24 protein-coding genes are annotated in these 26,190 nt (G+C 61.7%); 11 read left to right on the top strand and 13 right to left on the bottom strand.

What is annotated here, in order from left to right; all coding sequences use genetic code 11:
• Positions 1 to 26: 26 nt before the first annotated feature.
• The 7 genes from EEB13_RS09715 to EEB13_RS09685 form a co-directional block, all read right to left on the bottom strand.
• On the bottom strand, positions 27 to 1,985 hold the full coding sequence (locus EEB13_RS09715) for a M13 family metallopeptidase (protein ID WP_141485127.1): 1,959 nt from the start codon (positions 1,983 to 1,985) through the stop codon (positions 27 to 29).
• Between the two features lie 140 nt (positions 1,986 to 2,125).
• Complete coding sequence (locus tag EEB13_RS09710) at positions 2,126 to 3,115, bottom strand: protocatechuate dioxygenase (RefSeq protein ID WP_141485126.1); 990 nt, start codon at positions 3,113 to 3,115, stop codon at positions 2,126 to 2,128.
• Between the two features lie 68 nt (positions 3,116 to 3,183).
• Positions 3,184 to 4,104: a PaaI family thioesterase gene (locus tag EEB13_RS09705; protein WP_141485125.1), complete on the bottom strand. Its 921-nt coding sequence runs from the start codon at positions 4,102 to 4,104 to the stop codon at positions 3,184 to 3,186.
• A 45-nt stretch (positions 4,105 to 4,149) separates the two neighbouring features.
• Complete coding sequence (locus EEB13_RS09700) at positions 4,150 to 4,914, bottom strand: pirin family protein (protein WP_033236665.1); 765 nt, start codon at positions 4,912 to 4,914, stop codon at positions 4,150 to 4,152.
• Positions 4,915 to 4,942: 28 nt separating this feature from the next.
• Positions 4,943 to 5,704 (bottom strand): pirin family protein, encoded by a 762-nt coding sequence (locus tag EEB13_RS09695; RefSeq protein WP_045064874.1) that lies wholly within the window; start codon positions 5,702 to 5,704, stop codon positions 4,943 to 4,945.
• Between the two features lies 1 nt (position 5,705).
• A complete protein-coding gene (locus EEB13_RS09690; RefSeq protein ID WP_033236667.1) occupies positions 5,706 to 6,671 on the bottom strand; it encodes a pirin family protein in 966 nt (321 codons plus the stop codon).
• A gap of 100 nt (positions 6,672 to 6,771) precedes the next feature.
• Complete coding sequence (locus tag EEB13_RS09685) at positions 6,772 to 7,494, bottom strand: IclR family transcriptional regulator (RefSeq protein ID WP_045064872.1); 723 nt, start codon at positions 7,492 to 7,494, stop codon at positions 6,772 to 6,774.
• Between the two features lie 142 nt (positions 7,495 to 7,636).
• On the opposite strand from EEB13_RS09685, the gene EEB13_RS09680 reads away from it, so the two are divergent.
• From EEB13_RS09680 to EEB13_RS09660, 5 genes are read left to right on the top strand one after another with little or no spacing between them, the layout of a single operon-like run.
• Positions 7,637 to 8,077: a nuclear transport factor 2 family protein gene (locus EEB13_RS09680; RefSeq protein WP_045064870.1), complete on the top strand. Its 441-nt coding sequence runs from the start codon at positions 7,637 to 7,639 to the stop codon at positions 8,075 to 8,077.
• A 49-nt stretch (positions 8,078 to 8,126) separates the two neighbouring features.
• A complete protein-coding gene (locus tag EEB13_RS09675) occupies positions 8,127 to 8,963 on the top strand; it encodes an SDR family NAD(P)-dependent oxidoreductase (protein WP_045064868.1) in 837 nt (278 codons plus the stop codon).
• Complete coding sequence (locus tag EEB13_RS09670) at positions 8,956 to 9,738, top strand: SDR family NAD(P)-dependent oxidoreductase (protein WP_033236670.1); 783 nt, start codon at positions 8,956 to 8,958, stop codon at positions 9,736 to 9,738. Before EEB13_RS09675 ends, EEB13_RS09670 begins: the two co-directional genes overlap by 8 nt.
• Positions 9,735 to 11,192 (top strand): FAD-dependent oxidoreductase, encoded by a 1,458-nt coding sequence (locus tag EEB13_RS09665; protein ID WP_045064866.1) that lies wholly within the window; start codon positions 9,735 to 9,737, stop codon positions 11,190 to 11,192. The genes EEB13_RS09670 and EEB13_RS09665 overlap by 4 nt, the downstream gene beginning before the upstream one ends.
• A 44-nt stretch (positions 11,193 to 11,236) precedes the next feature.
• On the top strand, positions 11,237 to 12,571 hold the full coding sequence (locus tag EEB13_RS09660; protein ID WP_033236672.1) for an MFS transporter: 1,335 nt from the start codon (positions 11,237 to 11,239) through the stop codon (positions 12,569 to 12,571).
• Positions 12,572 to 12,625: 54 nt separating this feature from the next.
• On the opposite strand, the gene EEB13_RS09655 is transcribed toward EEB13_RS09660, so the two are convergent.
• From EEB13_RS09655 to EEB13_RS09645, 3 genes are read right to left on the bottom strand one after another with little or no spacing between them, the layout of a single operon-like run.
• Complete coding sequence (locus EEB13_RS09655; protein ID WP_092803732.1) at positions 12,626 to 13,993, bottom strand: aldehyde dehydrogenase family protein; 1,368 nt, start codon at positions 13,991 to 13,993, stop codon at positions 12,626 to 12,628.
• A 14-nt stretch (positions 13,994 to 14,007) separates the two neighbouring features.
• Positions 14,008 to 14,823 carry an SDR family oxidoreductase gene (locus EEB13_RS09650; protein WP_141485124.1) on the bottom strand — a complete coding sequence of 272 codons (816 nt, stop codon included), beginning with the start codon at positions 14,821 to 14,823 and terminating at the stop codon, positions 14,008 to 14,010.
• A gap of 27 nt (positions 14,824 to 14,850) precedes the next feature.
• The gene (locus EEB13_RS09645) at positions 14,851 to 16,083 is read right to left on the bottom strand and encodes a cytochrome P450 (protein ID WP_045064860.1); all 1,233 of its coding nucleotides are present in this window, start codon (positions 16,081 to 16,083) and stop codon (positions 14,851 to 14,853) included.
• Positions 16,084 to 16,352: 269 nt separating this feature from the next.
• Here EEB13_RS09645 and EEB13_RS09640 point away from each other — a divergent pair, with 269 nt between their 5' ends.
• Together EEB13_RS09640 and EEB13_RS09635 are read left to right on the top strand one after the other, a co-directional pair.
• Positions 16,353 to 16,979 (top strand): TetR/AcrR family transcriptional regulator, encoded by a 627-nt coding sequence (locus EEB13_RS09640; protein ID WP_230590377.1) that lies wholly within the window; start codon positions 16,353 to 16,355, stop codon positions 16,977 to 16,979.
• Positions 16,966 to 17,853, top strand: coding sequence for a carboxymuconolactone decarboxylase family protein (locus tag EEB13_RS09635; RefSeq protein ID WP_141485123.1), 888 nt, complete (start codon positions 16,966 to 16,968; stop codon positions 17,851 to 17,853). Before EEB13_RS09640 ends, EEB13_RS09635 begins: the two co-directional genes overlap by 14 nt.
• Positions 17,854 to 17,876: 23 nt before the next feature.
• Here EEB13_RS09635 and EEB13_RS09630 read toward each other — a convergent pair whose 3' ends face one another.
• Positions 17,877 to 18,434, bottom strand: coding sequence for a TetR/AcrR family transcriptional regulator (locus EEB13_RS09630; RefSeq protein ID WP_095887090.1), 558 nt, complete (start codon positions 18,432 to 18,434; stop codon positions 17,877 to 17,879).
• A 53-nt stretch (positions 18,435 to 18,487) separates the two neighbouring features.
• Here EEB13_RS09630 and EEB13_RS09625 point away from each other — a divergent pair, with 53 nt between their 5' ends.
• Together EEB13_RS09625 and EEB13_RS09620 are read left to right on the top strand one after the other, a co-directional pair.
• The gene (locus EEB13_RS09625) at positions 18,488 to 19,456 is read left to right on the top strand and encodes a DMT family transporter (RefSeq protein WP_116104771.1); all 969 of its coding nucleotides are present in this window, start codon (positions 18,488 to 18,490) and stop codon (positions 19,454 to 19,456) included.
• The gene (locus EEB13_RS09620; RefSeq protein ID WP_141485122.1) at positions 19,453 to 21,048 is read left to right on the top strand and encodes an amidohydrolase; all 1,596 of its coding nucleotides are present in this window, start codon (positions 19,453 to 19,455) and stop codon (positions 21,046 to 21,048) included. Before EEB13_RS09625 ends, EEB13_RS09620 begins: the two co-directional genes overlap by 4 nt.
• Here the strand turns inward: EEB13_RS09620 and EEB13_RS09615 are convergent.
• Positions 21,038 to 22,258, bottom strand: a complete 1,221-nt coding sequence (locus EEB13_RS09615) for a cytochrome P450 (RefSeq protein ID WP_141485121.1) — start codon at positions 22,256 to 22,258, stop codon at positions 21,038 to 21,040. The two genes, EEB13_RS09620 and EEB13_RS09615, sit on opposite strands and share 11 nt — an antisense overlap.
• 163 nt (positions 22,259 to 22,421) lie before the next feature.
• Between EEB13_RS09615 and EEB13_RS09610 the strand changes: the two genes are divergently transcribed.
• Positions 22,422 to 22,976, top strand: a complete 555-nt coding sequence (locus EEB13_RS09610) for a TetR/AcrR family transcriptional regulator (RefSeq protein ID WP_141485120.1) — start codon at positions 22,422 to 22,424, stop codon at positions 22,974 to 22,976.
• Here the strand turns inward: EEB13_RS09610 and EEB13_RS09605 are convergent.
• On the bottom strand, positions 22,963 to 24,501 hold the full coding sequence (locus tag EEB13_RS09605; RefSeq protein ID WP_045064851.1) for an AMP-binding protein: 1,539 nt from the start codon (positions 24,499 to 24,501) through the stop codon (positions 22,963 to 22,965). The two genes, EEB13_RS09610 and EEB13_RS09605, sit on opposite strands and share 14 nt — an antisense overlap.
• Positions 24,502 to 24,636: 135 nt before the next feature.
• Here EEB13_RS09605 and EEB13_RS09600 point away from each other — a divergent pair, with 135 nt between their 5' ends.
• Positions 24,637 to 26,181, top strand: coding sequence for an HNH endonuclease signature motif containing protein (locus EEB13_RS09600; protein WP_141485119.1), 1,545 nt, complete (start codon positions 24,637 to 24,639; stop codon positions 26,179 to 26,181).
• Positions 26,182 to 26,190 lie beyond the last annotated feature (9 nt).

Raw genomic sequence — 26,190 nt, 5'->3', positions numbered from 1 at the left:
GGCGAGCGAAATCCTTCAGGATCGGGTCACCAGATCTTTACGCGCTTTTCGGGCTCCAAATACAGTGCATCACCTGGCTTGACGTCGAACTCCTCATGGAAGGTGTCGAGGTTACGGACGACGCCGTTGCAGCGGAATTCCGGCGGTGAATGCGGGTCGACGGCGAGCCGACGCAGTGCCTCGGCCTCGCGTGCCTTGGTCCGCCACACCTGAGCCCAGCCGAAGAACACGCGCTGCAAACCGGTGAGACCGTCGATAACGGGCGGTTCGGTGCCTTCGGTCGCGATCTTGTACGCCGCGATCGCGATGGACAGTCCACCCAGATCGCCGATGTTCTCGCCGATCGTGAACTCGCCGTTGACATGATGACTCGGCAGTTCCTTGGGTTCGAATTCGTTGTACTGCTCGATCAAAGCTTTTGTGCGCTTGCCGAATTCGGTGCGATCGTCGTCGGTCCACCAGTCGACCATGTTGCCGTCGCCGTCGTACTTGGCGCCCTGATCGTCGAAACCGTGCCCGATCTCGTGACCGATAACAGCACCGATTCCACCGTAGTTGGCGGCGTCGTCAGCGGCGGCGTCGAAGAACGGCGGCTGCAAAATGGCTGCGGGGAAAACGATTTCGTTCATACCCGGGTTGTAGTACGCGTTAACCGTCTGCGGTGTCATGAACCACTCGTCGCGGTCGACGGGGCCGCCCAACTTTGCGAGGTCGCGGTCGTATTCCGCGGCGTATCCGCGGCGATAGTTGCCGACGACGTCGGTGGCCGAGATCTCGAGACCCGAGTAGTCACGCCACTTGTCGGGGTAGCCGATCTTGGGAGTGAACTTGTCCAGCTTGGCCAGTGCGGCCTTGCGGGTATCCGGGCTCATCCACTCGAGTTCGGAGATGTTGCGGCGGTAGGCTTCCTGCAGATTGCCGACCAGCTCCAGCATGCGTACTTTGGCTTCGGCCGGGAAATGGCGCTCCACGTACAGCTTGCCGACGGCCTCGCCGAGCAGGTCTTGGACCAGGCCGACGCCACGCTTCCAGCGCTCACGGTTCTCCTCGGTGCCCGAGAGTGCGGTGCCGTAGAACGCGAAGTTCTCGTCCACCAACGAGGAATGCAGGTACGGAGCGCGCGCATGGATGACTTTCCAGGCAGCCCATGCCTTCCAGTCGTCGAGTTCTTCCGACGCCCACAGTGCGGTGAAGGTGTGCAGGAATCCGGGCTGGCGAACCACGATTTCCGAGAACTTCTCGGACGTCGTTCCCAAGCCGGACAGCCAAGCAGCCCAATCCAATCCGGGGTTCTGCTCGGTGAGCTCCTCGAATTCGACGAGGTTGTAGCTCAACTCGGCGTCACGACGCTTCACGACGTCCCAGTGCCCGGCCGCGATCTTCTTCTCGAGGTCGAATACCCGCTGCGCCTCGTAGCCGAGTCCGGCGAGGTTGAACATCTTCTCGACGTGGGCGACGAACTTGTCGCGAATTTCGGCGTAGTTGTCTTCGCGGTAGTACGACTCGTCGGGAAGGCTGATGCCCGACTGACTGAAGTGAATGAGGTAGCGCTCGGAGTTCTTGGCGTCGGTGTCGACGTAGTGCGCGATGGCGCCGCCGACACCCGTGCGCTGATGGCGTCCGATCACGGTAGCCAGCGAAGAACGATCGGCCGCGTCCGCAATTGCGTCGAGTTCGTCGTCGATCGGGGTGAGACCGGCAGCCTCGATAGCGTCGGCATCCATGAAACTCGAGTACAGATCGCCGATGCGTTGGGCATCGGTACCGGACTCCGGTGACGACGCGGAAGCCTCGGTGATGATGGTCTGCACATCTTCCTCGGCCTTGTCGTACAGCGTGCGGAAAGCGCCGTCGACTGCGCGGTCTGCGGGAATCTCGTATTCGGCGAGCCATTTCCCGTTGACATGGACGAACAGGTCGTCCTGCGCGCGGGTCTCGCTGTCTAGGTGGGTGAGGTCGATGCCTGAGCGATGAGCCGTGGTCATTTCTCCATCCTTACACGATCACCACAATCCGCTCAGTCGTTATCGTGAGCCGTTCAGTGCCCGAGCGATCTGCGTCACCACAAGTTCGGGTGTGAGCGTCAATTGATGCCAACTGAACCGCCCGCTTCCGGTGATCGGGGTCAGGCGTCGATACCCAGATTGATGACGGCGAGGTATGACCCGTCCGACTGCTTCTCGACGGTCATCATGCCGGTGTCGGAGAAGATGCTGTCGTTGGAATTGTTGGTGTTGTTCTCACGGCCCGTGTGCTCGCTGTACGGGCTGACGGAATACACCTCGTCGAGAAGGTTCTCCTCGAAGAAGGTCTGCGTTGTGAGGACAGTTTTCTTGTCGATATGCACCTTGACGTGGATGTGCGTGGTGCGGCCCATGTACCAGCCCGGAAAAATGGTGGTGAACTGCGCGATGCCGTTTGCGTCCGTGGTCTGGGCGCCGCGCAGGTAGGTGCCGTCGTCGGTGGTGGTTGCTTCGCTGTCGCCGACGCTGTATGAGCCGTCGGAAGTTTCGCCGGAGCCACCCATCGAACCCATGCCGCCGCCCATCCCGCCGCCGGGTGCGCCCGACGGCGGCTGTCCCATTCCGCCTGCCGGGGGTTCGCCCATGCCACCGGACGGAGGCGTTCCACCGCCGCCGCCACCGTTTGCGCTCAGGGAGCCGGACTCGAAGCCGGAGTACACGCCGCCTGCGTCGCAGTGCCAGATTTCGACGACGGCGTTGCTGACGGCGCCGATGGTGCCGTCGGCGTTGCAGATGCTGTTGTCCTGCACCCGCAGTGCGACCTGGAGGGTGGTGCCTGGTCGATCTTCGCGGATATCACTGCGGATGGAGTCGACGTCGAACCAGTACGGGCCCTGAGTTTCTTCCTCGCTCATGACGCACTGTGGTGCCTTGGCGAGCAGCGCGGTGACAGCGTCGCCGGAGGTAGCCGAGGCAGCAGCGGCGCCGGTGCCGGCGGTGGTCGTGGAGGCCGCAGCGGTGGACGTCGTGGTCGAGCTGCCGCTGTTGCCGGAACATGCGGCGATGAGTCCGCCGAGGCTGATGGTGCCGCCGAGTGCCAGTGCTCGCCTGCGACTCACTCGTTGCCGACTGGCTTCGATGTCTTTGTTCACGCGTCTACCTCCATTGATCTGGGCTGTTGAATCAATGGTGGACGAGCGGTCTGGCGCGGGGCTGGTTATCAGCTGTGAACTTGCTGGGAGATCATCTGGACGCTCGAGGTGGCGCGGATGTAGACCTGACCGGTGTTGTCCACGATGCGCGATTCGATGAGTGCGAGCCTACGTCCGGCGCGGATCACGCTGGCTTCGGCGCGCATGACGGGACCACCGATGGCCGGTGAGCGCAGGAAGTCGATCTTGTGGTCGAGGACGCGGTAATCCTGTTCGGCGGTAGTCAGGGTTTGCGCGGCGAGCCCGGTGATGGCGTCGGTGGCGGAGATGAGTACACCGCCCTGTACTGCGCCGAGCGGGTTGGCCATCCATTCGACCGGCGCAAGTTCGCCGACGACAGCGCCTGGCGTTACCTCGGTCAGCGTGAGGTCGAGGAGTCCGGCGAGCGGTCCACGCTTGATAGTTCCGGCCAGGATTCCTTCGACGACGTCGGATCCGCTCAGTCCACTCAGGTCACTGACTTCTTCGGGAACCGGCACATCGAGGGCAGGGCCGGCGATGTAGTCGTCGGGTGCAACGACGGGTGGCCGCGAGACAATCATGGCGCGCCCGGCCATCACTGCCAGAAGTGTGCTGTCGTCACCGCGTAGTTGTCCCGACGCCAGTCCGACTCCGTCGTCGAGGTGCACGAGTGCACCGGTGGCTCCGACTGTTCCCGTCGACGGGATATCGGCGGCCGCACTGACCGTGACCTGTGCGAGCACCGACTGGTGACCCGAAGTGAGCCCCGAGTACACAGCCCCACCCATGGCGCCGTCGATCATGACGCCGAGCGATCCGAGCACTGTGCGTCCGCGGTGGTCGTGGAAGCGGTCCCCGATTGTCTGCGCGAAGCTGAGATCGCCAGGAGTGATCGCTACTGCGCGTACATCCATCAAGGTGTTGAGGGGATCAAGTTTGACGGTGGGCGCGGAGTTGTCGATGCTCATGTATCGAGTATCGCCCGTACCGGAGATGGGGCCGGTCGCCGGGTCTCAGCCACCGATACGTGCGTGCATTTCCCAGACCAGCACTTCGGCACCGGTTTCGGAGGTGACGAGTTGTCCGCCGGAGTCGCTCATGCGGACGGCATCACCTTCGTAGAGGGTGCCGGTGCCCTCCATGTCTGCGGTTCCTTCGGCCACGAAAACGTGGAGGAACGGGGCGTTCGGCAGGGTCACGCTTGTGCCGGGGAGAATTCGCGCCACGTGCAGTGCCGCGTACTTGTTGTTGATGCGGATGGCCGAATGATCTTTGTAGCGATCCATTCCGGAGGCGACGGGTATGAGTCCGCCGCGTAGGAGTTCGTCGTCGATTTCGAGTTGTTCGTATCCGGGAGTCAGTCCACCCTCGTCGGGCGCAACCCACATCTGGATGAAGTGCACCGGATCGGAGTGCTGTTGGCCGCCCAGACGCCACGAGTCGTTCTTCTCGCTATGCATGATCCCGGTGCCTGCGCTCATCCGTTGCGCGAGTCCGGGATAGATGACACCGGAGTGCCCGATGGAGTCTTGGTGAACGAGCGAACCGCGCAGCACCCAGGTAACGATTTCCATGTCCTTGTGCGGATGGGTGTCGAATCCGGTACCCGCGAGCACGGTGTCGTCGTTGTTGACGAGGAGCAGGCCGTGGTGGGTGTTGTCGGGGTCGTAGTGCTGCCCGAACGAGAACGAATGCTTCGAATCAAGCCAGGAGATGCGGGATTTCAGGCGATCACCGCTGCGGTGGACGTCGATGTGCGGGGTTGTGAGCGCCGACATGGCGTTCCTCCTTTGGGGCCGAATGCTTTCAGCGTACGAGATGGGGCCGCAGTCCGGCGTGCATCTCCCAGATCAGAACTTCTGCGGGTTCCGCGGCGGTGACTCGATGTCCGCCGGTTTCCTTGAGTCGCAACGAATCTCCGGTCGAGAGAGTGTCGACGCCCTCGACTGTGACGGAGCCCTGCGGGATGTAGGCGTGAACATACGGGGCGTCCGGCAGGGTTATCGTCTGACCGATGTCGAGGCGTGCAACGTGCAGCGCCGCAAACTTGTTGTGAAGCGTGATCGCGCTGTGATCGCGATGCGCGGGCATTCCCGACGCCAAGGTGATCAAGCCACCGGCGTCGAGTTCGGTATTGACGTCGAGTTCCTGATAGCTCGGAGTGATCCCGGATTCGTCTGGCGGAATCCACATTTGGACGACGTGGACCGGTTCTGTATGGCGGGTACCGTCGGCGCGCCGGGTGTCGTTGCGCTCGGAATGCAGAATCCCGGTTCCGGCGCTCATTCGTTGCGCGAGGCCGCGATGAATTTCGCCGGTGTGCCCAGCTGAATCCTGGTGGACCAGGGAACCGCTGAGCACCCACGTCACGATCTCGGTATCGAGGTGTTGATGGGTGTCGAAACCGGAGCCGGCTTCGACGATGTCGTCGTTGTTGACCAGAAGTAGTCCGTGCGCGTAAGCGGCGTGGTCGAAGTTACCGGCGAAGGGGAAGCTGTGACGGGACGTGAGCCAGCCGTAGTTCAGGTGCGCACGTTCATGCGCACGCTGAACTACTACCGATTTCATGTCAGCTCAGAGTTTCGTGGGCTGCCGGGATGGAACCGAGGCGTCCGGCCTGGAAGTCCTCGAATGCCTGCATGACCTCGGACTTCGTGTTCATGACAAACGGTCCGGCCATGGCGATGGGCTCGCGGATCGGCTTGCCGCCGAGGATGAAGACCTCGAGCGATTCGGTCCGGGAATCCTGACGATCGGATGCGGCGATGGTGATGGAGTCGCCGCGTCCGTACACGGCGGTCTGGCCTGCGCGGATCGGCCGACGCTCTGCGCCGACGGTTCCCTCACCGGCAAGAACATAGGCGATGGCGTTGAACTCGGGGTTCCACGGCAACGTGACGCTGGCGCCAGGTGCGATGGTCGTGTGGGACAACGCGATGGGCGTGTACGTCGATCCCGGTCCGGCGTGGCCGGCGATCTCGCCTGCGATGACGCGTACCAATGCGCCGCCGTCGTGCGACGAGAGCAGAGCGACCTTGTTTCCGGTGATGTCCTGGTACCGCGGCGCTGCCATCTTGTTGTCTCGGGGGAGGTTCACCCACAGTTGGACGCCGTGGAAGAGGCCGCCGCTGACAACGAGGTGCTCCGGGGGAGTCTCGATGTGGAGGATGCCGCCACCTGCGGTCATCCACTGGGTGTCACCGCCGCCGATAATGCCGCCGCCGCCGTTGGAGTCCTGGTGCTCCATGATGCCGTCGATCATGTAGGTGACGGTTTCGAAGCCGCGGTGCGGGTGCCAGGGCGTGCCCTTGGGTTCTCCGGGGGCGTAGTTGACCTCACCCATCTGGTCCATGTGGATGAACGGGTCGAGTGCTGAGAGATCGATGCCCGCGAATGCGCGGTGTACGGGGAAGCCTTCGCCTTCGTAGCCGACGGGAGCGGTGGTGATGCTCTTGACGGGACGGCTGACTGCGGACGCTGCAGGCTCGTCGAGCCGGGGCAGGGCCAAAATATTCTCGACTGTCACAGCAGGCATGTCGTAACTCCTTGCACTCAGGTAGTTGATTGTTCAACTATCTCATGCTGACTCAACAATGTCGAGCCTGCGATATTCCCGAGGCTCGACATTGCGGCGATCAGCGCAACAAGCTTCCCAGTTTTTGTGCGGCGGCGATAACCTCCGCGCCGAGTGCGTCTTGGTCATCGGCGTGGAAAGCGGAGATTCCGATACTGGTGATGGCGTCGCCGCGGCGTCCGGGAACTGCCGCCGATATGCCGTGGACGGAAGGGGTGATCTCGCCGATCGTCGACGCGTAACCGCGCGCACGGGCAATACGCACTTCGTCTCGTTCACCGTCGACGGGTGGGAGTGAGGCCAGCATGGACAGGCCGGCGGAGCCGCGGTCGATCGGATCGACCTGGCCGGGACGGAAGGCGACGTGCATTCGGGCGCTGCGTGGCTCGACGACCATCAGTGCGCGAACTTCGGTCTCGCTCTCGCGGACCACGAGGTGGGCCGTCGCTTCGGTGGCGTCGGCAAGTTCTTCGAGGATCGGGCGGGCGAGGGTTCGTAAATCCTGCTCCACCGGTTCGGCGAGGGTGACCAGTCCTGCGCCGAGTGTGACGCGCTTGAAAGTGTCCTTGCGGCACAAGTGATGTGCCTCGAGAGTCCGGATGAGTCGGTGCGCGACCGTGCGGTGAACTCCGATGCCGTCGGCGATGTCTGTGACCGACAACCCGTGCGGATAGGAGGTGAGGAGCTCCAGAATCTCGAGTCCGTGATGGAGAGTTTTCGACATGCCGGAGTCCACTTGAACTGGACTTATTCGGGGTCGATGGTCATCACTGAGTTCGCGCATCGAGTTCGCTCCTTGACGTTTGTGAGGTGGGCCACCTACGCTTTGTTCATATCGCACGGCCTGTGCGATTATCGCACACATTCGACAGGTGGGCAACCCTTCAGGGGAGTCCAGCGCAGTGTTTTCCGGAGAGAACATCCTCATGACTGACTACCGCGGAGTGGCGGCCGGCGACGTTGCCGCAATCCACCAGTTGTATGCATTGCAGAGTCATCTCATCGACTCCGGGCGTCAACGGGATTGGGCGGCAACATTTACGACTGACGGTGAGTTCCATTCGCCCAGCTATCCGGAACCGGTAGTCGGTTCTTCGGATCTCGAAGCTTTCGCCGGCCGGTTCTACTCCGGAGCCGAAGCGGCGGACGAGGTTCATCGGCACGTGATCACCAACTTGTTGGTGGAAACGGCAGTCGAAGCCGAGTTGACGGTGCGCGGCTATCTGCAGATCGTCGCGACCAAGCGCGGTGGGGACACGCGATTGGTTCGGATGACAACGATCACGGATCGAGTGATTCGAGTCGGTGACGAGTGGAAGATCGCCCGCCGCATCGTGTCCCGCGACGACGCGCCACGCAATCCCTAACCGTCTTTCACGTTTGTGCACAACAGAATTCAGTAGGAGACCAAATATCATGACCGTTAACGCCGATCAGACGAACCCGGGCCGCACCGTTGCCACGCAAATGTCGGCGGTGTACCCGGAGTTGGCAGGCAAGGTTGCCGTAGTGACCGGCGCTGCCCAGGGAATGGGGGCAACGTTCGCGGAAGGTCTGGCGTCACGCGGAGTCAACGTAGTCGGTGCAGACATCAACGAAGAGCAGATGCGGGAAACTGCCCAGACAATCAATGCTGCCCTGAGTGCAAACTCCTTGGCGGACAAGCCCGGCCGTGTGATCGGTGCCCGCGTCGACGTCACCAAGCCCGACGATCACGAGACGCTGGCCAAGCTGGCACTCGCGGAGTTCGGACAGGTCGACTTCTGGATCAACAACGCCGGTATCTTCCCGTTTGCGCTGGCCGAGGAGATCACACCCGAGCAGATCGGTGCGACGTTGAGCGTCAACGTCGAAGGCGTCCTGTACGGCGCTCAGGCCGCCGCTCGCCACATGAAGCCCGGTGGTGCCATCGTGAACATGTCCTCGGTGTCCGCTCTGCGCGTCCGTAAGGGCCGTGGTGCGTATTGCACGTCGAAGGCAGCCGTCGCGCACCTCACCGAATCTCTCGCAGTCGAATTCGGCGACAAGGGACTTCGTGTCAACTCCATAGCGCCCGGGTACATCGACACCGCCATGACCAAATGGGTCCAGGAAGATCCGGCCGCATTGGCCAAGGCTCTCGACGCTGTTCCGCTGCACCGGTTGGGTTCCCCGGAAGAGGTCTTCGGCCCGGTGCTGTTCCTGCTCTCGGACAGCGCGCGTTACGTCACCGGTCACAGCATTGCCGTCGACGGCGGTTCGCGACATGTCTGATCGCACGAATTATCCTGGTGTCGTTCTGGTTACGGGTGGTGCCGGGGGAATGGGAGCACACCACTCGCGCACGCTGGCGGCTCGTGGTTCCCACGTGTGCATCGCGGATGTGGCGGATTCCTCCGCTCTGGTCGAGGAGATCATCTCAGGCGGAGGTTCGGCGTCCGCGCATTCGCTCGATGTCACCGACCCCTCCGCGTGGGCGCGAGTTGTCGACGAAATCCGCTCTGCGCACGGTGAACTGGGCGGGCTGATCAATAATGCCGGTATCTCTCGGCGGCTCGAATTCATGGACACCCCTGATGACATCTGGGAACTGACCATGAAGATCAACCTCTTCGGGCCGTTTTACGGCATGAAGGCGGTGGCTCCGTTGATGCAGGAGAGCGGAGGCGGATCCATCGTCAACATCTCGTCCATCGCCGGTCAGGTCGGATACTTCTCACCGGCCTACTCCTCGAGCAAATGGGGCCTGACCGGGCTGTCGAAATCAGCGGCAGGCAACTTTGCGCAGTGGGGAATTCGTGTCAACTCGGTGCACCCGGGTCTGGTCGGTACGGACCTGCTCGGTGGAGCAAGCGATTTTGTTGCCGCGTCACTGAAGTCGGTTCCCTTCGGGCGCATGGCAACTCTGGACGAGATCACCGAGGCCGTTCTGTTCCTGCTGTCCGACAAGTCGACCTACACGAGTGGAACCGAAATCACTGTGGACGGCGGACTGGTCTCGAACGGCTTGTACCACCGCATCATTGCGGAGACTGGAGAACTTTCGTGAGTGATCACTGGGATGTTGTTGTCATCGGCGGCGGCGGAGCGGGACTCGCAGCTGCGGTATCGGCAGCCGAAGAGGGCGCTTCCGTGCTGCTGTTCGAATCCGAGACCGAACTTGGCGGCTCCACAGCACTTTCCGCCGGCATCTTCACGGCTGCCGGCACCAGCGTGCAGTCCGGCCTGGGTATCGACGACACCGCGGAGAAGTTCTTCCAGCACTACATGGATCTCAACCAGTGGGTGCTTGCACCCGGATTGATTCGGGCGTTCTGCGAGAACGCCGCACCGACGCTCGAGTGGCTCATCGGCCTCGGCGTCGAGATCCCGGCCGCGATCTCGGGTAACGCCCATCAGCCGGGGCTGGCACAGGCCGGAGTCGAAGATGTCTGGCGTGGCCACGTTCCGAAAGACCAGGGATACGGTCTGATTCAGGTACTGGACAAGGCTCGGCGCAAGCACGGCATCGAAGTTATCTTCGGCACGCGGGTGCAGAAGCTGATCGAGGAAGACGGTCGGGTTGTCGGCGTGGTCGCCGACGACATCGAGGTTCCTGCGGGTGCCGTCGTCGTTGCATCCGGTGGCTTCGCTCAGGATCCGGCTCTGGTCGATCGCTACTTCCCTGACGCCAACAAAGCTGAAGAATCGTTGTTTGTCGTTGCCGCCGACGGTAGTCGCGGCGACCACCTGCGGTTCGCCGAGGATCTCGGCGCGTCGGTTGCCGGTGACGGCTGGGGCCTCATCATGCCGACCGTCTACTTCCAGCGGTTCCATCACTGGCAGTCCGGGTTTCCGCCGAAGTCCCGCGTCAACGTCAATCAGAACGGTCGGCGTTTTATGGACGAGGACGCGTCGTACGCGGTCTCGACGGGCATCATCGACCAGCAGGGCGGCTACGGCTGGATGATCTTCGACGAGGACGCCCGAGTGAATCAGACTCCCGGTTATGCAGACTGGAACCCCGAGCGTGTCGCCGAAGAAGCTGCTGCCGGTCGCACACTTCGAGCCGACACGGTCGAGGAACTCGCCGAACTGATCGGCGTTCCGGCGCAGACATTGACGGCAACGGTAGATCGTTGGAACGAGCAATTGCCCAACGGATACGACGACGACTTCCTGCGTCACCGCACGTTGCGAAACAAAGGTGCGGTCGGCAATCCGGACCGGATCGGCACCGCACCGTTCTACGCGGCAAAGATTCTCCCCGCCGAACTGGTGTGCACACACGCCGGTCTGGAAATCAACAGCAGTGCAGCAGTTCTCGGAAAAACCGGTGTTCCGATCGAGGGACTTTACGCCGCCGGCGAGGCCGGTGCCGGCATTCTGGGACTGCGCTACGTGGGCGGTGGCAACGCGGTTGCAAACGCTCTGACCATGGGTCGTATTGCGGGACGCAATGCGGCGAGTTTCACGAAGACCGACGCCGCGGGCGTACCGGTCAATTCCATTGCGCACGCCTGACGTCTATCGTTTGCGCTGCACGACTTCAGTCAGTAGGGACCAACATGTCAGAGAATGAGACCATGGCGCGCGCCGAGGGCGGCGTCGAAGACAGTGGCACTCCAGCCGAACGCCAGTCCACCGTCAAGGTGATTCGCGCGGCCATCGTCGGTACCGTCGTCGAGTACTACGACTTCGGTATCTACGGATACATGGCAACCACCATCGCCGCGCTGTTCTTCGTGTCCTCCGATCCGAATGCAGCGCTGCTCGGTACTTTCGCGGCGTTTGCCGTGGCCTTCTTCCTCCGTGTTCCCGGCGGAATCTTCTTCGGTCATATCGGCGACCGGTACGGCCGTAAGAACGCGCTGTCGTGGACCATCTTGCTGATGGTTATCGCCACCGCCGGTATGGGTCTGCTACCGACCTATGCCACGTTGGGCATGTGGGCGACATCGATCCTGGTGTTGGCTCGTTGCCTTCAAGGCTTCGCAGCCGGTGGTGAGCTCGGCGGTGCCAACGCATTTGTCTCCGAGTCCGCTCCGGCGCGGTGGCGTGCGACCCAGACGTCGATGGTCAACACCGGAACCTACCTGGGCTCTCTCGCGGCTTCGCTGATCGCACTCGGCCTCACGTCGGTGTTCTCCGAAGAACAGGTCCTCGAATGGGCATGGCGTCTGCCGTTCCTGCTCAGCCTGCTGATCGGTGGTATCGGTATCTGGATCCGTAGCCAGATGGAAGACACCCCGCAGTTCGAGGAGCTCCAGGAAAAGGGTGAGACCGAGTCCCTCCCGATCAAGGAACTGCTGCGCAGTTCAGGTGGCAGCGTCGTCAAGATCATCCTTCTCGGAGCGCTCATCACCGGCGGCTACTACATCGCTTCGGTGTACGCCGCGACGTACCTCCAGACTGCCGGCGGACACTCCAAGCAGGTTGCATTCCTGTCCACGTCGCTCGCCCTGGTGCTCGGCGTGATCACACTCCCCATCGCGGGTTACATGGCCGACAAGTACGGACGTCGTCCGGTGCTGTTTGCCGGTAGTGCCGCGTCGGTGGTCCTGGGCGTCCCGATGTTCATGCTGATGGCGAGTTCGGGCACGTGGGCTGCAGTGGCCGGTCAGTCGGTTCTGTTCATCTGCGTCTCCGTAGTCAACGGTGCGTCGTACGTGACGTACGTCGAGATGCTCAAGGCGTCAGTGCGATACAGCGGCCTCGCCTTGGGTAACAACGTCACCAACATGCTTCTCGGTGGTACCGCACCGTTCATCGCGACGTACCTGATCAGCGTGACCGACAACAATCTGGCGCCGGCCGGCTACTTCGTGTTCTGCGCCCTGATCACATTTGTCACGGTGTTCTTCGTGAAGGAAACCAAGGGCGTCGCGCTGCAGATCGACTGAGCCCTGCTGTGCGCCTTTGTTAACCGCGGGCGGTTGACAAAGGCGCACAGTGCGTTACAGCTTTACACTCACCACGCGGGTTTCCAGGAAATCGTGGACCCCGGCTTCGCCACCCTCCCGGCCGAAGCCACTGCTCTTCACTCCGCCGAAGGGAAGTTCGACTTCGAGGGCATTGTGGGTATTGACCCACACCTGACCGGCATCGATCTGTTCGGCGACCTCGACTGCGGCGGCTTGTTCTCCCCAGACAGATGCACCGAGTCCGAACTCCTGACTGTTCAGGAGGGAGACAACGTCGTCGACGTTGGTGTAGGCCACGACGGGGAATGCCAAACCGAACTGCTCGAACTTGACGATGTCGCTGGAGTCGTCCACACCGCGCACCAAAGCGGGTTCCATGAAATACCCGGGCAGAGTGGTGATTCGATTTCCGCCGGTGATGTCTGCGCCGTCAGCTCTGGCCTTGTCGAGCAGGCCCTGCACGTACTCGAGTTGCGCAGAATTGTGCAGGGGACCGACCGTGGTGCCGGCTGCGGCCCCGTCGCCCACCACCATTGTCGACATGACCGCTTCGAACGTGGCGCAGAAGGCGTCGACCTTGTCGGCGGGCACGTACGCGCGCTTGGGGGCGATGCACATCTGCCCGCTGTTGAAGAAGGCGGAGTGCGCCAAAAATCCTGCGGCGTAATTGATATCTGCGCTGTCGAGGAGGATCGCGGGATCGTTGCCACCAAGCTCGAGGGTGACCGGCGTGATCGTTTCGGCGGCCTGCTTCATGATCGCCTTGCCAACCCCCGTTGAACCGGTGAACGAGACCTTGCGTACGGCAGCGTGTTCGATCAACGCCTTGCCGGTATCCGGTCCGCCGTAGACGATGTCGAGTACGCCCTCGGGAAGAATGCTTTGCAGGATGCGGACAACCTCACCGACTACCAGCGACACCGACTCGGCAGGTTTGACCAGAACTGTGTTTCCTGCGGCCAGTGCGGGCGCAATCTTGGCCATCATGAGGAAGATCGGGAAGTTCCACGGCACGATAGCCGCAACGACGCCCAACGGGCGGTGCTGAATTCGAGCGTCGCGTATCGGCGATGCCGGAGCTTGCGATTCGTCCGCCCAGTCGAGGCGGGCGAAGTGTGCGAGGCAGCGGGCCGAGATCCAGACTTCGCCGCTCGAATCGGTGAGCGACTTACCCTGCTCCGCGGTGAGTAGGGCGGAGATCGCCGGGGACTGCCGCATCAATTCGTAGGAACAAGCAGCGAGTAGACCCTGCCGGGTGCTCCGCGACGTTCGCCAGGACTGGAAGGCGGACTGGGCGGCAACAGCTTTCGCGTCGAGCTCGGCCGGCGTGGTGACGGCGGTGCGCCCCACTTCTTCGAGAGTCGCCGGATTGATCGAGATCAGTTCGTTGTCGGTGCTCATAGTGGTTCTCCTGACTAGGCGCTGGTCGCCATCGCGGCCATGGCCGGCGCGATGTACGAACGGAAGATCATGGCGCTGAATCCGCCGTCGATCGGGATGTCTGCTCCGCTGATCCAGGCCGCGTCTGAGGAGGCGAGGAAGATGATGGCGTCGGCGATCTCGCCTGGCTGGGCATGACGGCCCGCCCAGGTGACGGCACCGGAGATAGCGGCGTCACCCATGGTGGCAGTGAAGTCCTTCAGGAGCGGCGTGCCGACTGTGCCGGGGGATACAGAGTTGGAACGTAGTCCGATGTGCTTGCCGTCGACGGCCAGGTTGCCCGCATTGATGATGGCGGCTTCCTTGGAGAGGTTGTAGCAGACCTCCTCGATACCGGGGAAGTCTGCGAGAGATTCGAGGGCGTCGTCCCAATTATCGATGGCGAGAAAGGCATTGAGCCGGGCAAAGTTCTGCTGCCACAGAAAACCTGCCTGTGACGCGGTCGTGACTACCGCCGGGTCGACGGCAAATTTCGGCAGGAGAAGGCGAGTGAGATCGCGCGGAGCGAGCGCGTTGATCGACATGACGGTTCGCCACGGCAGTGTTGCCGCGACGCCGGCGTTGTTGATCAGCACATCGACGGGGCCGTCGATCTGCGCGGCGATGTCAGCGACACCCGACTGGGTGGAGAGGTCGCCGACAATCATCTGGGCGATCGAGTTGTCGGTCGAGGCAACTCGGTCGACACCGATCACGCGGGCGCCGAGAGCGGCAAGTTTGGTGGCGGCCTCGGCTCCGATTCCGGACGAACATCCGGTGAGGACAACGGTTTTGCCGGTGAAACTGATCATGATTGATGCTCCTGACGTAAGGGGTGGCTACCAGGTGACGGGAAGTGAGAAGACTCCGTTGATCCCGGACCACACTTTGAACTGCAGTTCTTCGGGCGGAGCGGCCAGTTTCAGCGTCGGCACCCGGCGGGCCAGGGTTTCGAAGATGATCTGTAGTTCGAGACGAGCCAGGGCCTGACCGATGCATTGATGAACGCCGTAGCCGAAAGCGAAGTGGTCACGTGCTTTTCGATGGATGTCGAGTGCGTCTGCACCGGGGAAGTGGGCGTCGTCGCGGTTGGCCGACAGGTTGAGCGGGATGATGGCTTCGCCCGCGGGAATGGTGACGCCACCGATTTCGATGTCCTCGGTCGAGGATCGGAGAATGACAAGATGGACGACGGTCAGGTAGCGCAGCAGTTCTTCGACGGCATTGCGAACCAACGCCGGGTTCTCCTGCATCTGCGCCCACTGCTCAGGGTGCTGCAGCAAGGTGTACATGCCAAGGGCGGTCATGTTGGTGGTGGTGTCATGCCCGGCGATGATGAGGAGGAATCCGGAGTTCTCGACGTCCATCATCGTGATGGTGCCTGCCCGTTCGGCGGCCACCAACTGACCGATGATGTCGTCACCTGGATCATCAAGTGCTGCTCGTTCGTTCGCGATCTTGCGGATATATCCGCGTAGATCGTTCATGGCTGCAATGGCTCGGCCCATCGCGTCGGGGTTCGTAAGGTCATTGGCCATCAGAGCCTCGTCGGCGGCCTTGTTGAAGAACGCGCGGTCCTCGGCGTGCACGCCCAGGATCCAGCTCAGAACAGTGCTGGGGATGGGGAGCGCAACGGCCTTCACGAAGTCGGTCTGGCCTTCGGGAGTGGCCAGCATCGCGTCGATGGTGGTGTCGACGAGTTCTTGCAGCGCCGGACGGATCTTCTTCATCGCGGTGAGCGTGAAGTTTTTGGCCAGCAGGTTGCGGAAGATCTCGTGCTCGGCGCCGTCCATCCGCAAGAAAAGTCGCTGGTCTTCGGGTTCGGGTGGTGCGCCGAATCGGGGATATCCGGGATTGCGGCTGTCGGCGCTGACTCGCGGATCGGACAGGATCGAGCGTACGTCGTCGTAACGGGTTACGAGCCAGGCATATTCGCCGCCGAAGATCTCGACTCGCGTGACGGGGGCGTTCTCACGCAACCACTGGTACTCGGCCGGCGGGTCGATCGGAGGGCGAGGCCAGGGGAAGGGCGCGCTCGGGTGTTCGGTGACGGACGGGACGGTACTCGTCATGGTGAATCCTTTGTCTGGGTGTGATTTGTGCGCCACTTGAAAGGCAGTGGGGGGATGAAATCACCAGGTGCGCTGCAGGATTGCAGGTCTGTGATTGCGAATGATGGAGAGGCAACAGGATTTGACGTGGGTGCGATAACGCCGGTCCCGGTGAGTGGGACTGAGCCTGTCCGGTCCTTGAATGCGCTGGACTCGGCACTATTGACACGTGTCAAAAATCTCCATACGATGTGGTTCGGCTCACAAAATGATCGACGTGAAGGTGGATTGTGGAATCGGCTGTGCGAGACGGTGTTGATGCCGGAAGGTCGGATAAAGGTGAACTTCGGCGTGAGTCGATTCTGCGTGCCTTGGAAAACCTTTTGGAGACAACAACTCTCCATGAACTGAATGTCCGCGATATTTCCAAGGCTGCCGGGGTAACCCGTTCGGCCTTCTACTTCTATTTCGACAACAAAGCTGCGGCAGTCAGCGAACTCAGCAAAGCGGTGGACGAAGAGGTTGCAGCAGCGTCGGCAATCTATTCGGGCGGGACTGATGATCCCGCGCGGCAAGTCGGGCAGATGATCGGTGCGGTTCGTGATACCTGGATGCGCCACCCACATTTGTTCCGGGCAATGCGCGACGCCAGATCATCGGACCCCGGGGTGGACGACCTGTGGAACCGTGGGTTGGAAGGGTTTGTCGAACCTGTTGCGGCAGTAATCGATTCGGAGCGGGAATCCGGCCGCGCGCCTGTCGGTGCCGACAGTCGGATGCTTGCGCTTGTTCTGTTGGAAAGCATTGCCCGCATGGGCGATCGCTACTGGATCGGTGATCAAAAGGCTGCTGATGTGGCTGCGGCAACGCAGGCACTGTGCGCGGTCTGGATGGGGTCGATTTATGGACGTGTATAGCAAGTCAACTGGCATCGACGCTGGAGAAGCGCTGTCCCGATACGCGCCGGAAGTATCAGAATCGCTGTACCGCATGATCTTCAGCAGTACCGGTGTGCTCGACGCGCAGGTGCGCTCGACCTGCGCCGAGGCTTTGTCCCTGCCTGCCTTGCCGTTGCCGCCGACGACTGGCTCCGCCCGGGAATCGGTAGCGCACGATTTTGCCGAGCAGTTCAGCGTCGACGTCTCGAATGTCGACAGCAGTCTGCGCGGCGCGTTGTTGAACGAACTGGGATCGCAGGCCAAGGAATTCGTGTTTGCGGTGTATGTGGCGGACTGGTTTCCGCGGCTACTGCATGCATTGGATCTGCTGTTCAGGCCGTCGACAATGCAATGGCCGACACCGCAGGACTGGCGCGAAACAGAACTGTCGGTGGACAGTGCAGAATTCTCGCGCAGCGTGGCGCGGTTGCGGGTTCTCGATCCGGTCACCACCGAACTTGTGCGGCTGCGCCAAGCTCGCCAACACAATTGCAGATTGTGCAAGTCCCTGCGAATGAGTTCTGCGCTCGAGGCCGGTGCCGACGAAGCCCTCTTCGACGAGGTCGACAATTACCAGGACAGCGGGCTGTCGGATCGCCACAAGGCGGCTTTGGCGCTGGCTGACGCGATGGTGTGGCAACCCGGCTACATCCCGGCTCACGTGATCAGTGAAGTGCACGAACACTTCTCGCCGGCTGAGGCCGTGGAACTGGTTCTGGATATGACCAGAAACGCAAGCTCGAAGGTGGCTGTCGCGTTCGGTTCGGACGCCCCGCACGTGGATGAAGGCGTGGAAATCTACGAGGTGGACGAGGACGGGCAGGTCACGTTCGGGTTGGGCTTCCGTGCCTAGCTCCGACGACCCTTCGTGCCTACCTACATTCGACTGATTCCGGCGCAGAGAAGTTCGACCAGGCGCCGATAAACGCGGTCGGGATCCGTGCCGGCGGGGTGGCCTTCTTGGGACTCCAACACGCAGAAGCCGTGCAGTGCGCTTCGCAACGACCACGCTGCCTGCTCCGAGTCGTCTTCACCGAGGCCGTATCCGGCAATGACTCGGTTGATGACGTCGACAACTTCTCCGACCGCTGCGACGAGGTCTGCGTGTGGGGCTGTCGGGTAGCGGTCGGTGATCGCGTACAGCCCGGGGTGGATGCGAACAAATTCTCGCCACGCGTCGGCGAGTGCCACGACGGCGTCGTCGCGTGAGAGGCCGACTGCGGCGTCGCGGAGGTGCTGGGCGAGCAGTTTCCGGGCGAGGAGGCTGAGCTGGTGTTGGACGTCGTCGACGCCGTCAACGTGCTTGTAGAGAGCTGATTGCCGCACGTCGAGGGTGTCGGCGAGTTGGCTGAGAACCAGTGCGTCCGGGCCATTGCTGTCCACAAGTTCGGCTGCGGCGGAGATGACGCGTTCGCGGGTGACCGGGGTTCTCATGGCTCCATCTTCCCTTGTGGGGCAGATCTCACTGTCGGTGATACATTATCACTATGAGTGATGATGTATCTTCGGGACTCGCCTCGGCGCGGACCGGCGACGAGCAACGCCGTCGAGATCTGCGAGTGGTTGTCTCTGGTGCATGCATTCTCGGCCTCACGTCGATCCTGTACGACCTGTCCGGGGTGTCGCCCGCGACCGGCGCGTTCTTCCGGTGCGTCTACGCCTTGATTCCGCTCGGGATCCTCGTCTGGGTTCAACGACGCCGCCAACCGGGAAAGACCTCGACGAGGCCGTGGATAGTCAAGGCTGTTCTTGCTGGAGTGTTCCTGGGCGTCGACCTCGTTCTGTGGCATGAGGCGATTCACTCGATTGGCGCCGGTTTGTCGACGGTGCTCTTGAATCTGCAGGTGCTCTTTGTGGCTGTCCTGGGCTACATAGTGCTACGCCAGCGCATTACGAAGGAACTGGTGACGAGCCTGCCACTTCTCCTGGTGGGTGTTGCGTTGGTTGCGGGAATGAGTACGACGCTCACCGGAGCCAACCCTGCTGTAGGTGCGACGTTCGCGGTGATCGCTGCCGGCGCGTATGCCGTGTATATCTTCCTGATGGGATTGGCGACGCGAGCTGCGGGCCGGACTGCATTGCCGGTGCTGGTTTCCACGATCGCTACCGGACTTACATCCGGCTTGATCGGAATTGTCACCGGAACTCTTGATCTTGCACCAGCTTTACCTGCTCAAGGGTGGCTCATCCTGCTGGCCTTGGTATCTCAAGTGGTGGGGTGGCTATTGGTGGCAAGTGCGAGCCAGCGGTTGCCAGCTGGTTCCGTTGCCGCCAGCTTGGTGCTGCAATCGGCGTCGGCGTTATTGTTCGGTGCCTTTCTGCTTTCTCAGATCCCCAGCGTCGTGCAGATTGTCGGTGCGGCGCTGATTCTTGCCGGAGTGGTTGTCGCGACGCGGCAGCCTGCAGCGAAAACACCGACAGCCGTTGTCGGTGAACGAATGGAGACACGAGCATGACCGTGACGGCCGACCGCATCTACATCAACGGCGACATCAAGACCATGGACGGATCGGGCTCAGTTGCGCCGACGGCTATGGCAAGCAAGGACGGCAGATTTGTGGCCGTCGGATCCGATGCCGAGATCACGGTGCTGGCCGGACCTGACGTGGAGATCGTGGATCTGGATGGAGCGGTGGTAGTTCCCGGATTCATCGAAACCCATCTGCATCCGATGATGTGGGGATTGATGCTCGGTGACGTCGAGGCCACGACGGGTGCGTGCCCCACAATCGACGCGGTTGTTGCTGCATTGGCCGCGCGCGCGGAGACGACGCCGCCTGGTGAGGCAATCCAGGCGTGGGGATTCGACGACAGTCTTGTGGCCGAGGACCGGGGATTGACGACAGCAGATCTCGACCGCGCGTCGACGCAACATCCGATTTTGGTGCGTCACCTGTCTGCTCACGGGATCTACGTCAACTCGCTTGCACTGGAAATGGCTGGGATCACGCAGGCTACCGTCGACCCCGAGGGTGGCGTCATCGTCCGCGATGCCGACGGCACACCTACCGGGGAGCTGTGCGAGATTCCGGCAATGTCGTTGGTGCACAATCTGGCTCCGGCAATGGACCCGGGCGACTCCAAGCTGGCGCTACTGCGAGCGCAAGATGTGATGGCATCCGTAGGCGTGACCAGCTTCCACGACATGTACGTCACCTCGGAGATGTACGACGCCTACCGCGAGCTTGACGACGAGGGTGAACTGCGCCTACGTGCGCGGCTGTACCTGGGTCATGGTGTGCATGATCAGTTGGGCGAACTAGCTGATTCGACCAGCCATGTAGCGGTTGGCGGCGTGAAACTGATTTCGGACGGTTCCATTCAGCTGCACACTGCGGCGCTGAGCGAGCCGTATCACGATTTGGGTGGATGTCATTGTGGTGGAATGGCAATCCCGTCGGGTGCGCTCGATGCTCTGGTGAGCGAGCATCACGGCGCGGGACGGCAGGTAGCGATTCACACCAACGGTGATCAGGCTATCGACCATGCGCTCGACGCCATTGCCCTCGCCAAGGCCGCGTACCCTGACATCGACATTACGCACCGGCTCGAGCACGTGCAGACGCTTCGCGAGGATCAAATTCGGCGAATGGTCGAAGTAGGTGTTGTTGCATCGATTTTCGTCAATCACGTCTACTACTGGGGTGATCGTCACCGTGATCGTTTTCTCGGTCCCGGCCGAGGTGAACGAATCAGCCCGGTAGCGTCGGTCGTGGCTGCCGGACTTCCCTACGGTTTGCATTGTGATTGCCCGGTCACTCCGGTGAATCCGCTCTTCACCATGAATACCGCTGTCCATCGGCTGACACGCGAAGGTCATGTTCTCGGTGCGCAGCAACGTGTGAGTACGCACGATGCGTTGTCCGGCTACACACATGCCGCCGCACGCATCACCGGCGAAGAGGTGGACAAGGGCAGAATCGCAGTAGGTCTGCTGGCGGATTTTGTTGTCCTTGACGGAGATCCGCTTGTAGATGACACTGTCGATCTGGCGGCACTTCGGGTACTGCGGACTGTTGTGGGCGGAGAAACGATCTTCACGGTGTGACGGTCAGGAGCAGACTCTGATGGCGCCTCACGAACAGGCTCGGCACCCATTCGGGAGGCGCACCGTCTGTCAGGCTCACGTGTTGGCTCTTCTCGAGCAGCATTGTGAGTGCGATCTTTGCTTCCAGTCGAGCAAGAGCGGCGCCGACGCAGAAGTGGGCTCCCTTGCCGAAAGCCAAATGCGAGCGAAGATTTGGCCGTCCGATGTTCAGGATGTCCGGATCCGGGAAGGCGGCCGGATCGCGATTGGCCGAGCCCCACAAGAGGATGAGATGGCTTCCCGCAGAAAGTGGGACGCCGCCTAGCGTCGTATCGCGGGTGACATGGCGATGGTGTCCGCGGAACGGGGACTCGAGTCGTAGGGATTCTTCGAGGAACGGTGGAATCAATTCGTGATTCTCTCGAAGTTCTTGCTGTAGTAGAGGATTGTCGGCCAGTATCCGAGCGGAATTAGCGATCAAACCTGCGGTGGACTCGCCTCCAGCGCCGACAAGTCGGACGAGAATCAATACTGCGACGGTTGTATCGATATCGCCGTTGGTGTTGGCGCGCACCAGATCGCCGAGTAGGTTCTCGCCTGGTGCGGCCTGGGCGGCTTCCAGTTTGTTGTACAGGTACCCGGCGAGTTGGGTGGCTGCGTTCACGACTTCGGGCAGGCGTTCAGCGCTCACCAACCCGCTGAGCAACTCAGTGCTGTCGTAAGACCACGTCAGTAGTTGCGGCACATCCGCTTCGGGTAGTCCGATCAGATGGGCGACCATCTGCAGTGGTAGTCGATCGGCGAGCGCAGAAACCCACTCGATGTGCCGTCCATCGAAGTGGTTGTTCCACAACCGTTCTGCGTAGTCGGCGATGGCAGGTTCCATGGTACGGATTCGTTTGGCGACCAGTGTGGGTAGAACCTGTTTGCGATGTCTTTGATGGCTGGGATCGTCAGCGGTGGCAAGGACGTGAATCGCTTGCCCATTGCCATCCATGTCGAACGTGACCGGTGGACCTTCTGCCGGGTGGACCAGAACACCGGTGAGATGGGACGAGAAGTCTTCGGTCCGGGTGAGTGCCTCGGTGACAAGTTTCCAACTCGAGACGAGGTAGAAGTTGGTACCGGGAACCCGGTACGCCGGGCACTTTTGTCGCAGTGACGCATACAGCGGGTACGGATTTTCGATGTTTGTGATGGCAAATGGGTTGATGTCGGTCGAGGCGGTCATCGGCCTAAGAATTCTCCGCTCGCACAGGCATTGTCAACACCGAAAAATAGGAGTTGACCAGGGAGTTTCATAAATTCTCACCCGATTCGTCGTTCTCGCATTCGATGCTGGTCACAGCAGTGGAATGGGTCCGAAGATGAGAACCTTTGGCTATCTTTGTCTCATGGTGAGACATATTGAACCGAGAGGCGCAGACTGGCTGGCCGGCGGTAATCGTCATGAGTTGGCGGTGGAACGCATCTATGCGGCCGCCGCCGAACTCATTCTCGAGCGCGGATTCCAACGAATCAGCGTCGACGAGGTGGCTGAGCGCGCGGGGTGCTCGCGGGCAACGCTGTACCGCTACGTCGGCGGGAAGAAGGCGATCCAAGACGGAGTGATCTCCCGTGCGGTTGAAGCGGTAGCGCTCGAGGTGTCAGCTGCCGTCGAACCATGGGAAGGGGAGCGGCGGGTAGTCGAAGCCGTACTTGCTTCGGTGCGTGCGATCCGGGCGAACGCTGCAGTCAGTGCAGGTTTCGCGTCTGTCCGGGGCAAGGGAATGGACGAGTACCTCATGTCGTCGCCGCTGCTGGGTGAGTCGGCGAAGCATCTTGCGGGGCTGGGCGCCGGCGACGAAACCTCGCAGTGGGTGGTCAGGATAGTTCTTACGCTACTTGCCTGGCCGTTGGCTGATGAAGAATCAGAACGACGCATGGTCGAATCTTTTATCGGGAGGTGATTGCCCCTTCTGCCTCCGCAGCGATGCGTAGATCTCGCTTGAGGACCTTACCGGCAGCAGAGAGGGGCAGAGCGTCGACGAACTGCATCGAGCGGGGTGCCTTGTACGCGGAGACAAGCGATTTCACGTGATCGCGAAGTTCCTCGAACTCGACGTGAACGCCGGGATGCAGAACCACCACGGCATGTACTCGCTCGCCCCACTTCGGATCGCGCACTCCCACAACAGAACACGCAGCGACAGCAGAATGCCTGGCCAGCGCGTTCTCCACCTCCGTGGAATAGACGTTCTCACCTCCGGTGATGATCATGTCCTTGATCCGGTCGACGATGAACAGATAACCGCGTTCGTCGAGGTATCCAGCGTCGCCGGTGTGCATCCAGCCGCCGGCGAGAGCCTCGGCCGTCTCGGCGGGAAGATTCCGGTATCCGAGCATCAGATGGTCACCGCGAGTAACTATTTCGCCGACGGTTCCGGTTGGTGCCTCGTTTCCGGCGGGATCGACGATCTGCACTTCGCAATGCGGAAGTGCGCGACCGGCAGAGCGAAGCAATTCGCCGCCTTTCAGGTGATCTGCAGCGCTCAGGACGGTGATGTGCGCTGTTTCGGTCATCCCGTAACCCTGAGTGAAACCGCTATGCGGAAACACCTCCATGGCGCGTTCGAGCAGAGCCGGCGAAATGGGGGAGGCGCCGTACCTGACGACTTGCACACTCGAACGGTCGTAGGAATCGAGATCGTCTGCGGCAACCAACATGTGAAGCATTGTCGGTACGACGCCCACCGTGGTGGGACGATGTCGGTCGATCGCCTCGAGCATGGCCCTGGCCGAGAACACCGGCAGGAATACCTGCGTGCCGCCCATGAGGTTCTGCGCCATCCAGCTCGCGATGCCGGCGATGTGGAACAGTGGATTCGCAAGCAGATTCACGCCGTCGGCGATGGCGGGTTTGCCGGCAGCCAGCGTTCCGAACGTCGACGTCATCAGGCCTTTGTGGCTGACCATCACCCCTTTGGAACGGCCAGTCGTTCCACCTGTGTAGAGCAGAAGCGCAACGGCGTCGTCGCCGATCCGTAGGTCGGGGACAGGTTCCGATTCGGCGATGAGACGGTCGTAGTCGATCATGCCCGTGGGGACAGCCCCCGAGCCGGCGTACACGACGCGGTCCAGGGTGGGGCAGAGTTCGCGGAGTTCGGGAACCAGTGGGGCGGAATTCTCGTCGACGATCAGAATCGTGGATCCGGAATCCTCGAGGGCAAAGGCGATTTCCGGCGCGGTCCACCGTGAGTTGAGCGGGCTGACCGTTGCGCCTGACCACCAACCAGCCAAGATCGTCTCGTGACATCGATCCGAATTGAGCGACAGGAGTGAGACGCAATCGCCCGTACCGGTGCCCAGTCCGTTCGCGAGTCGCGCCACGCGATCAGCAGATTCGGTGGTGCTGAAGGTTCGATCGCCGAACACAGTCATGGGGCGTCCCGGCGATTCGCGCAGGGACCGATGAATGAACTGGGTCAAAAACATGACTGTCCTCCGGCGGCAGTGAATCAACGACTCCGAAATCATCGCATCAGGCCTCCACCGAGCGATTTTTCGGACTATTCCGACTGGTTTCGAAATCCTGGTCTATTCGAACAAGATTTCGATTAGAGTGGGGGGATGTTCGATTCGGGGGTGGGGAGTTTCGGTATCTCGGCACAGCTGAGTGGTACCGAAACTGATTGCGCCCTGGTTGATTTGATGGCCGAATTGCATTCGTGCGAGGCGATGTTGGTCGAGCGGAAACTGGCCGTGGTGGCGGAGTTCTTCACCCGCCGTAGCGCCGAGCATGTCGAGGGTGGCACGTGGACGTCGTCGGCGCACGAGTTGGCCGAATCCGAGGTCAGCGCGGTCTTGACGATGGGACGGGCTGCTGCCGGGAAGCTCATCGGGTTGGGTTTTGCGTTGAAGACGCGGTTGCATCGCACGCGGGCGGCGATGGCCCGCGGTGAACTCGACTTCTACCGGGTTGGGCTGATCGAGTCCGCGACCGCGAATGTCGGTGACGAGTTGATCGACGAGGTCGAACGCTTGTTGCTCGAGCAGGTGTTGGCTCCACCGGTGGACGGCGGTATCGGTTTGACGGGTCGGCGGTTGACGGCAGCGATCGACCGGATCGTGGCCCGCGTCGATCCGGAAGGCATGCGGGAACGCCGCCGCCGAGCCCTCGCCGACAGGTTTGTCGGAGTCAGCGCCGCCGAAGACGGGATGGCCCGCATCCTCGGCAGCATCCCGGCCGAACAAGCCCGCGCCTTCGACGGCAGGTTGCGGGAATTAGCGATGTCGGTGTGCCGCCACGATTCCCGTACGTATGAGCAGCGCCGAGCCGATGCCTTGGGCGCCCTGGTGAGCGGTTCGACGGTGTTGGTGTGCGACTGCGACCGCGGTGATTGCCCGCAGGACCGCAGTGGTTTGGTGATCATGCGCCGGCCGTTGGTACATGTCGTAGTACACGATTCCACCCTGAGCCCAGGATCGAACGAACCTGCACATCTCGACGGCTTTGGCGTCATCAGCGCAGAGCATGCCCGCAACATCGCGAAAGACGCAGACGTTCGGGAAGTGCGAGTCCCGGCAGATGCTGAACCTGAACCGACACCTGAACCTGAACCGACACCTGAGCCGGCATCGGCGTTGGTGTACCGCCCCGGCGCGGCACTCGACACGTGGCTGCGGATCATCTCGGGCAGCTGCCAATGGCCGCACTGCGATGTCCCCGCCTGGAACTGCGACCTCGACCACAACGACCCGTTCAACCACACCGACCCCGCCCAGGGTGGCAAGACGGTTGCGTCGAATCTGAGCGCGTTCTGCCGCAACCATCACCGCCTCAAGCACTCCGGGAAGTGGCAGCTCGCCCCGAACCCGGATCGGAGCATCACCCTGACCTCGCAGACCGGTCATTGCTACCGCACCAGAGATGCCGGACTACTCGCCGGTCAACAGGAACCGCCGCCACCGGAAGGCGGAACCCGGCGACGGACACGACTCGAAAACAAAGCTGCCCACATCCGAAGCGAACGAAAACACCGTCGCGTCAAGATTCAACACCGGGCGGCACAACATGCCGAACGGAAACGCCGCCAAACCTTCCCGATTTCCACACCTCGCAAGCCCATGCCCCGAGAAACCATCGACTACGGCAACGACCCACCACCGTTCTGAGGTGTCACA

Source organism: Rhodococcus sp. WS3, assembly GCF_003797085.1.
Classification (GTDB): Bacteria; Actinomycetota; Actinomycetes; order Mycobacteriales; family Mycobacteriaceae; genus Rhodococcus_F; species Rhodococcus_F globerula.
This window is presented reverse-complemented; position numbering and strand designations above follow the sequence as displayed.

Excerpts from the sequence above, each read along its gene's own strand:
- EEB13_RS09715 (WP_141485127.1), bottom strand. The coding sequence starts at position 1,985 with ATGACCACGGCTCATCGCTCAGGCATCGACCTCACCCACCTAGACAGC.
- EEB13_RS09705 (WP_141485125.1), bottom strand. The coding sequence starts at position 4,104 with ATGAGCATCGACAACTCCGCGCCCACCGTCAAACTTGATCCCCTCAAC.
- EEB13_RS09700 (WP_033236665.1), bottom strand. The coding sequence starts at position 4,914 with ATGTCGGCGCTCACAACCCCGCACATCGACGTCCACCGCAGCGGTGAT.
- EEB13_RS09695 (WP_045064874.1), bottom strand. The coding sequence starts at position 5,704 with ATGAAATCGGTAGTAGTTCAGCGTGCGCATGAACGTGCGCACCTGAAC.
- EEB13_RS09690 (WP_033236667.1), bottom strand. The coding sequence starts at position 6,671 with ATGCCTGCTGTGACAGTCGAGAATATTTTGGCCCTGCCCCGGCTCGAC.
- EEB13_RS09685 (WP_045064872.1), bottom strand. The coding sequence starts at position 7,494 with ATGCGCGAACTCAGTGATGACCATCGACCCCGAATAAGTCCAGTTCAA.
- EEB13_RS09680 (WP_045064870.1), top strand. The coding sequence starts at position 7,637 with ATGACTGACTACCGCGGAGTGGCGGCCGGCGACGTTGCCGCAATCCAC.
- EEB13_RS09675 (WP_045064868.1), top strand. The coding sequence starts at position 8,127 with ATGACCGTTAACGCCGATCAGACGAACCCGGGCCGCACCGTTGCCACG.
- EEB13_RS09670 (WP_033236670.1), top strand. The coding sequence starts at position 8,956 with ATGTCTGATCGCACGAATTATCCTGGTGTCGTTCTGGTTACGGGTGGT.
- EEB13_RS09660 (WP_033236672.1), top strand. The coding sequence starts at position 11,237 with ATGTCAGAGAATGAGACCATGGCGCGCGCCGAGGGCGGCGTCGAAGAC.
- EEB13_RS09655 (WP_092803732.1), bottom strand. The coding sequence starts at position 13,993 with ATGAGCACCGACAACGAACTGATCTCGATCAATCCGGCGACTCTCGAA.
- EEB13_RS09650 (WP_141485124.1), bottom strand. The coding sequence starts at position 14,823 with ATGATCAGTTTCACCGGCAAAACCGTTGTCCTCACCGGATGTTCGTCC.
- EEB13_RS09645 (WP_045064860.1), bottom strand. The coding sequence starts at position 16,083 with ATGACGAGTACCGTCCCGTCCGTCACCGAACACCCGAGCGCGCCCTTC.
- EEB13_RS09635 (WP_141485123.1), top strand. The coding sequence starts at position 16,966 with ATGGACGTGTATAGCAAGTCAACTGGCATCGACGCTGGAGAAGCGCTG.
- EEB13_RS09630 (WP_095887090.1), bottom strand. The coding sequence starts at position 18,434 with ATGAGAACCCCGGTCACCCGCGAACGCGTCATCTCCGCCGCAGCCGAA.
- EEB13_RS09625 (WP_116104771.1), top strand. The coding sequence starts at position 18,488 with ATGAGTGATGATGTATCTTCGGGACTCGCCTCGGCGCGGACCGGCGAC.
- EEB13_RS09620 (WP_141485122.1), top strand. The coding sequence starts at position 19,453 with ATGACCGTGACGGCCGACCGCATCTACATCAACGGCGACATCAAGACC.
- EEB13_RS09615 (WP_141485121.1), bottom strand. The coding sequence starts at position 22,258 with ATGACCGCCTCGACCGACATCAACCCATTTGCCATCACAAACATCGAA.
- EEB13_RS09610 (WP_141485120.1), top strand. The coding sequence starts at position 22,422 with ATGGTGAGACATATTGAACCGAGAGGCGCAGACTGGCTGGCCGGCGGT.
- EEB13_RS09605 (WP_045064851.1), bottom strand. The coding sequence starts at position 24,501 with ATGTTTTTGACCCAGTTCATTCATCGGTCCCTGCGCGAATCGCCGGGA.
- EEB13_RS09600 (WP_141485119.1), top strand. The coding sequence starts at position 24,637 with ATGTTCGATTCGGGGGTGGGGAGTTTCGGTATCTCGGCACAGCTGAGT.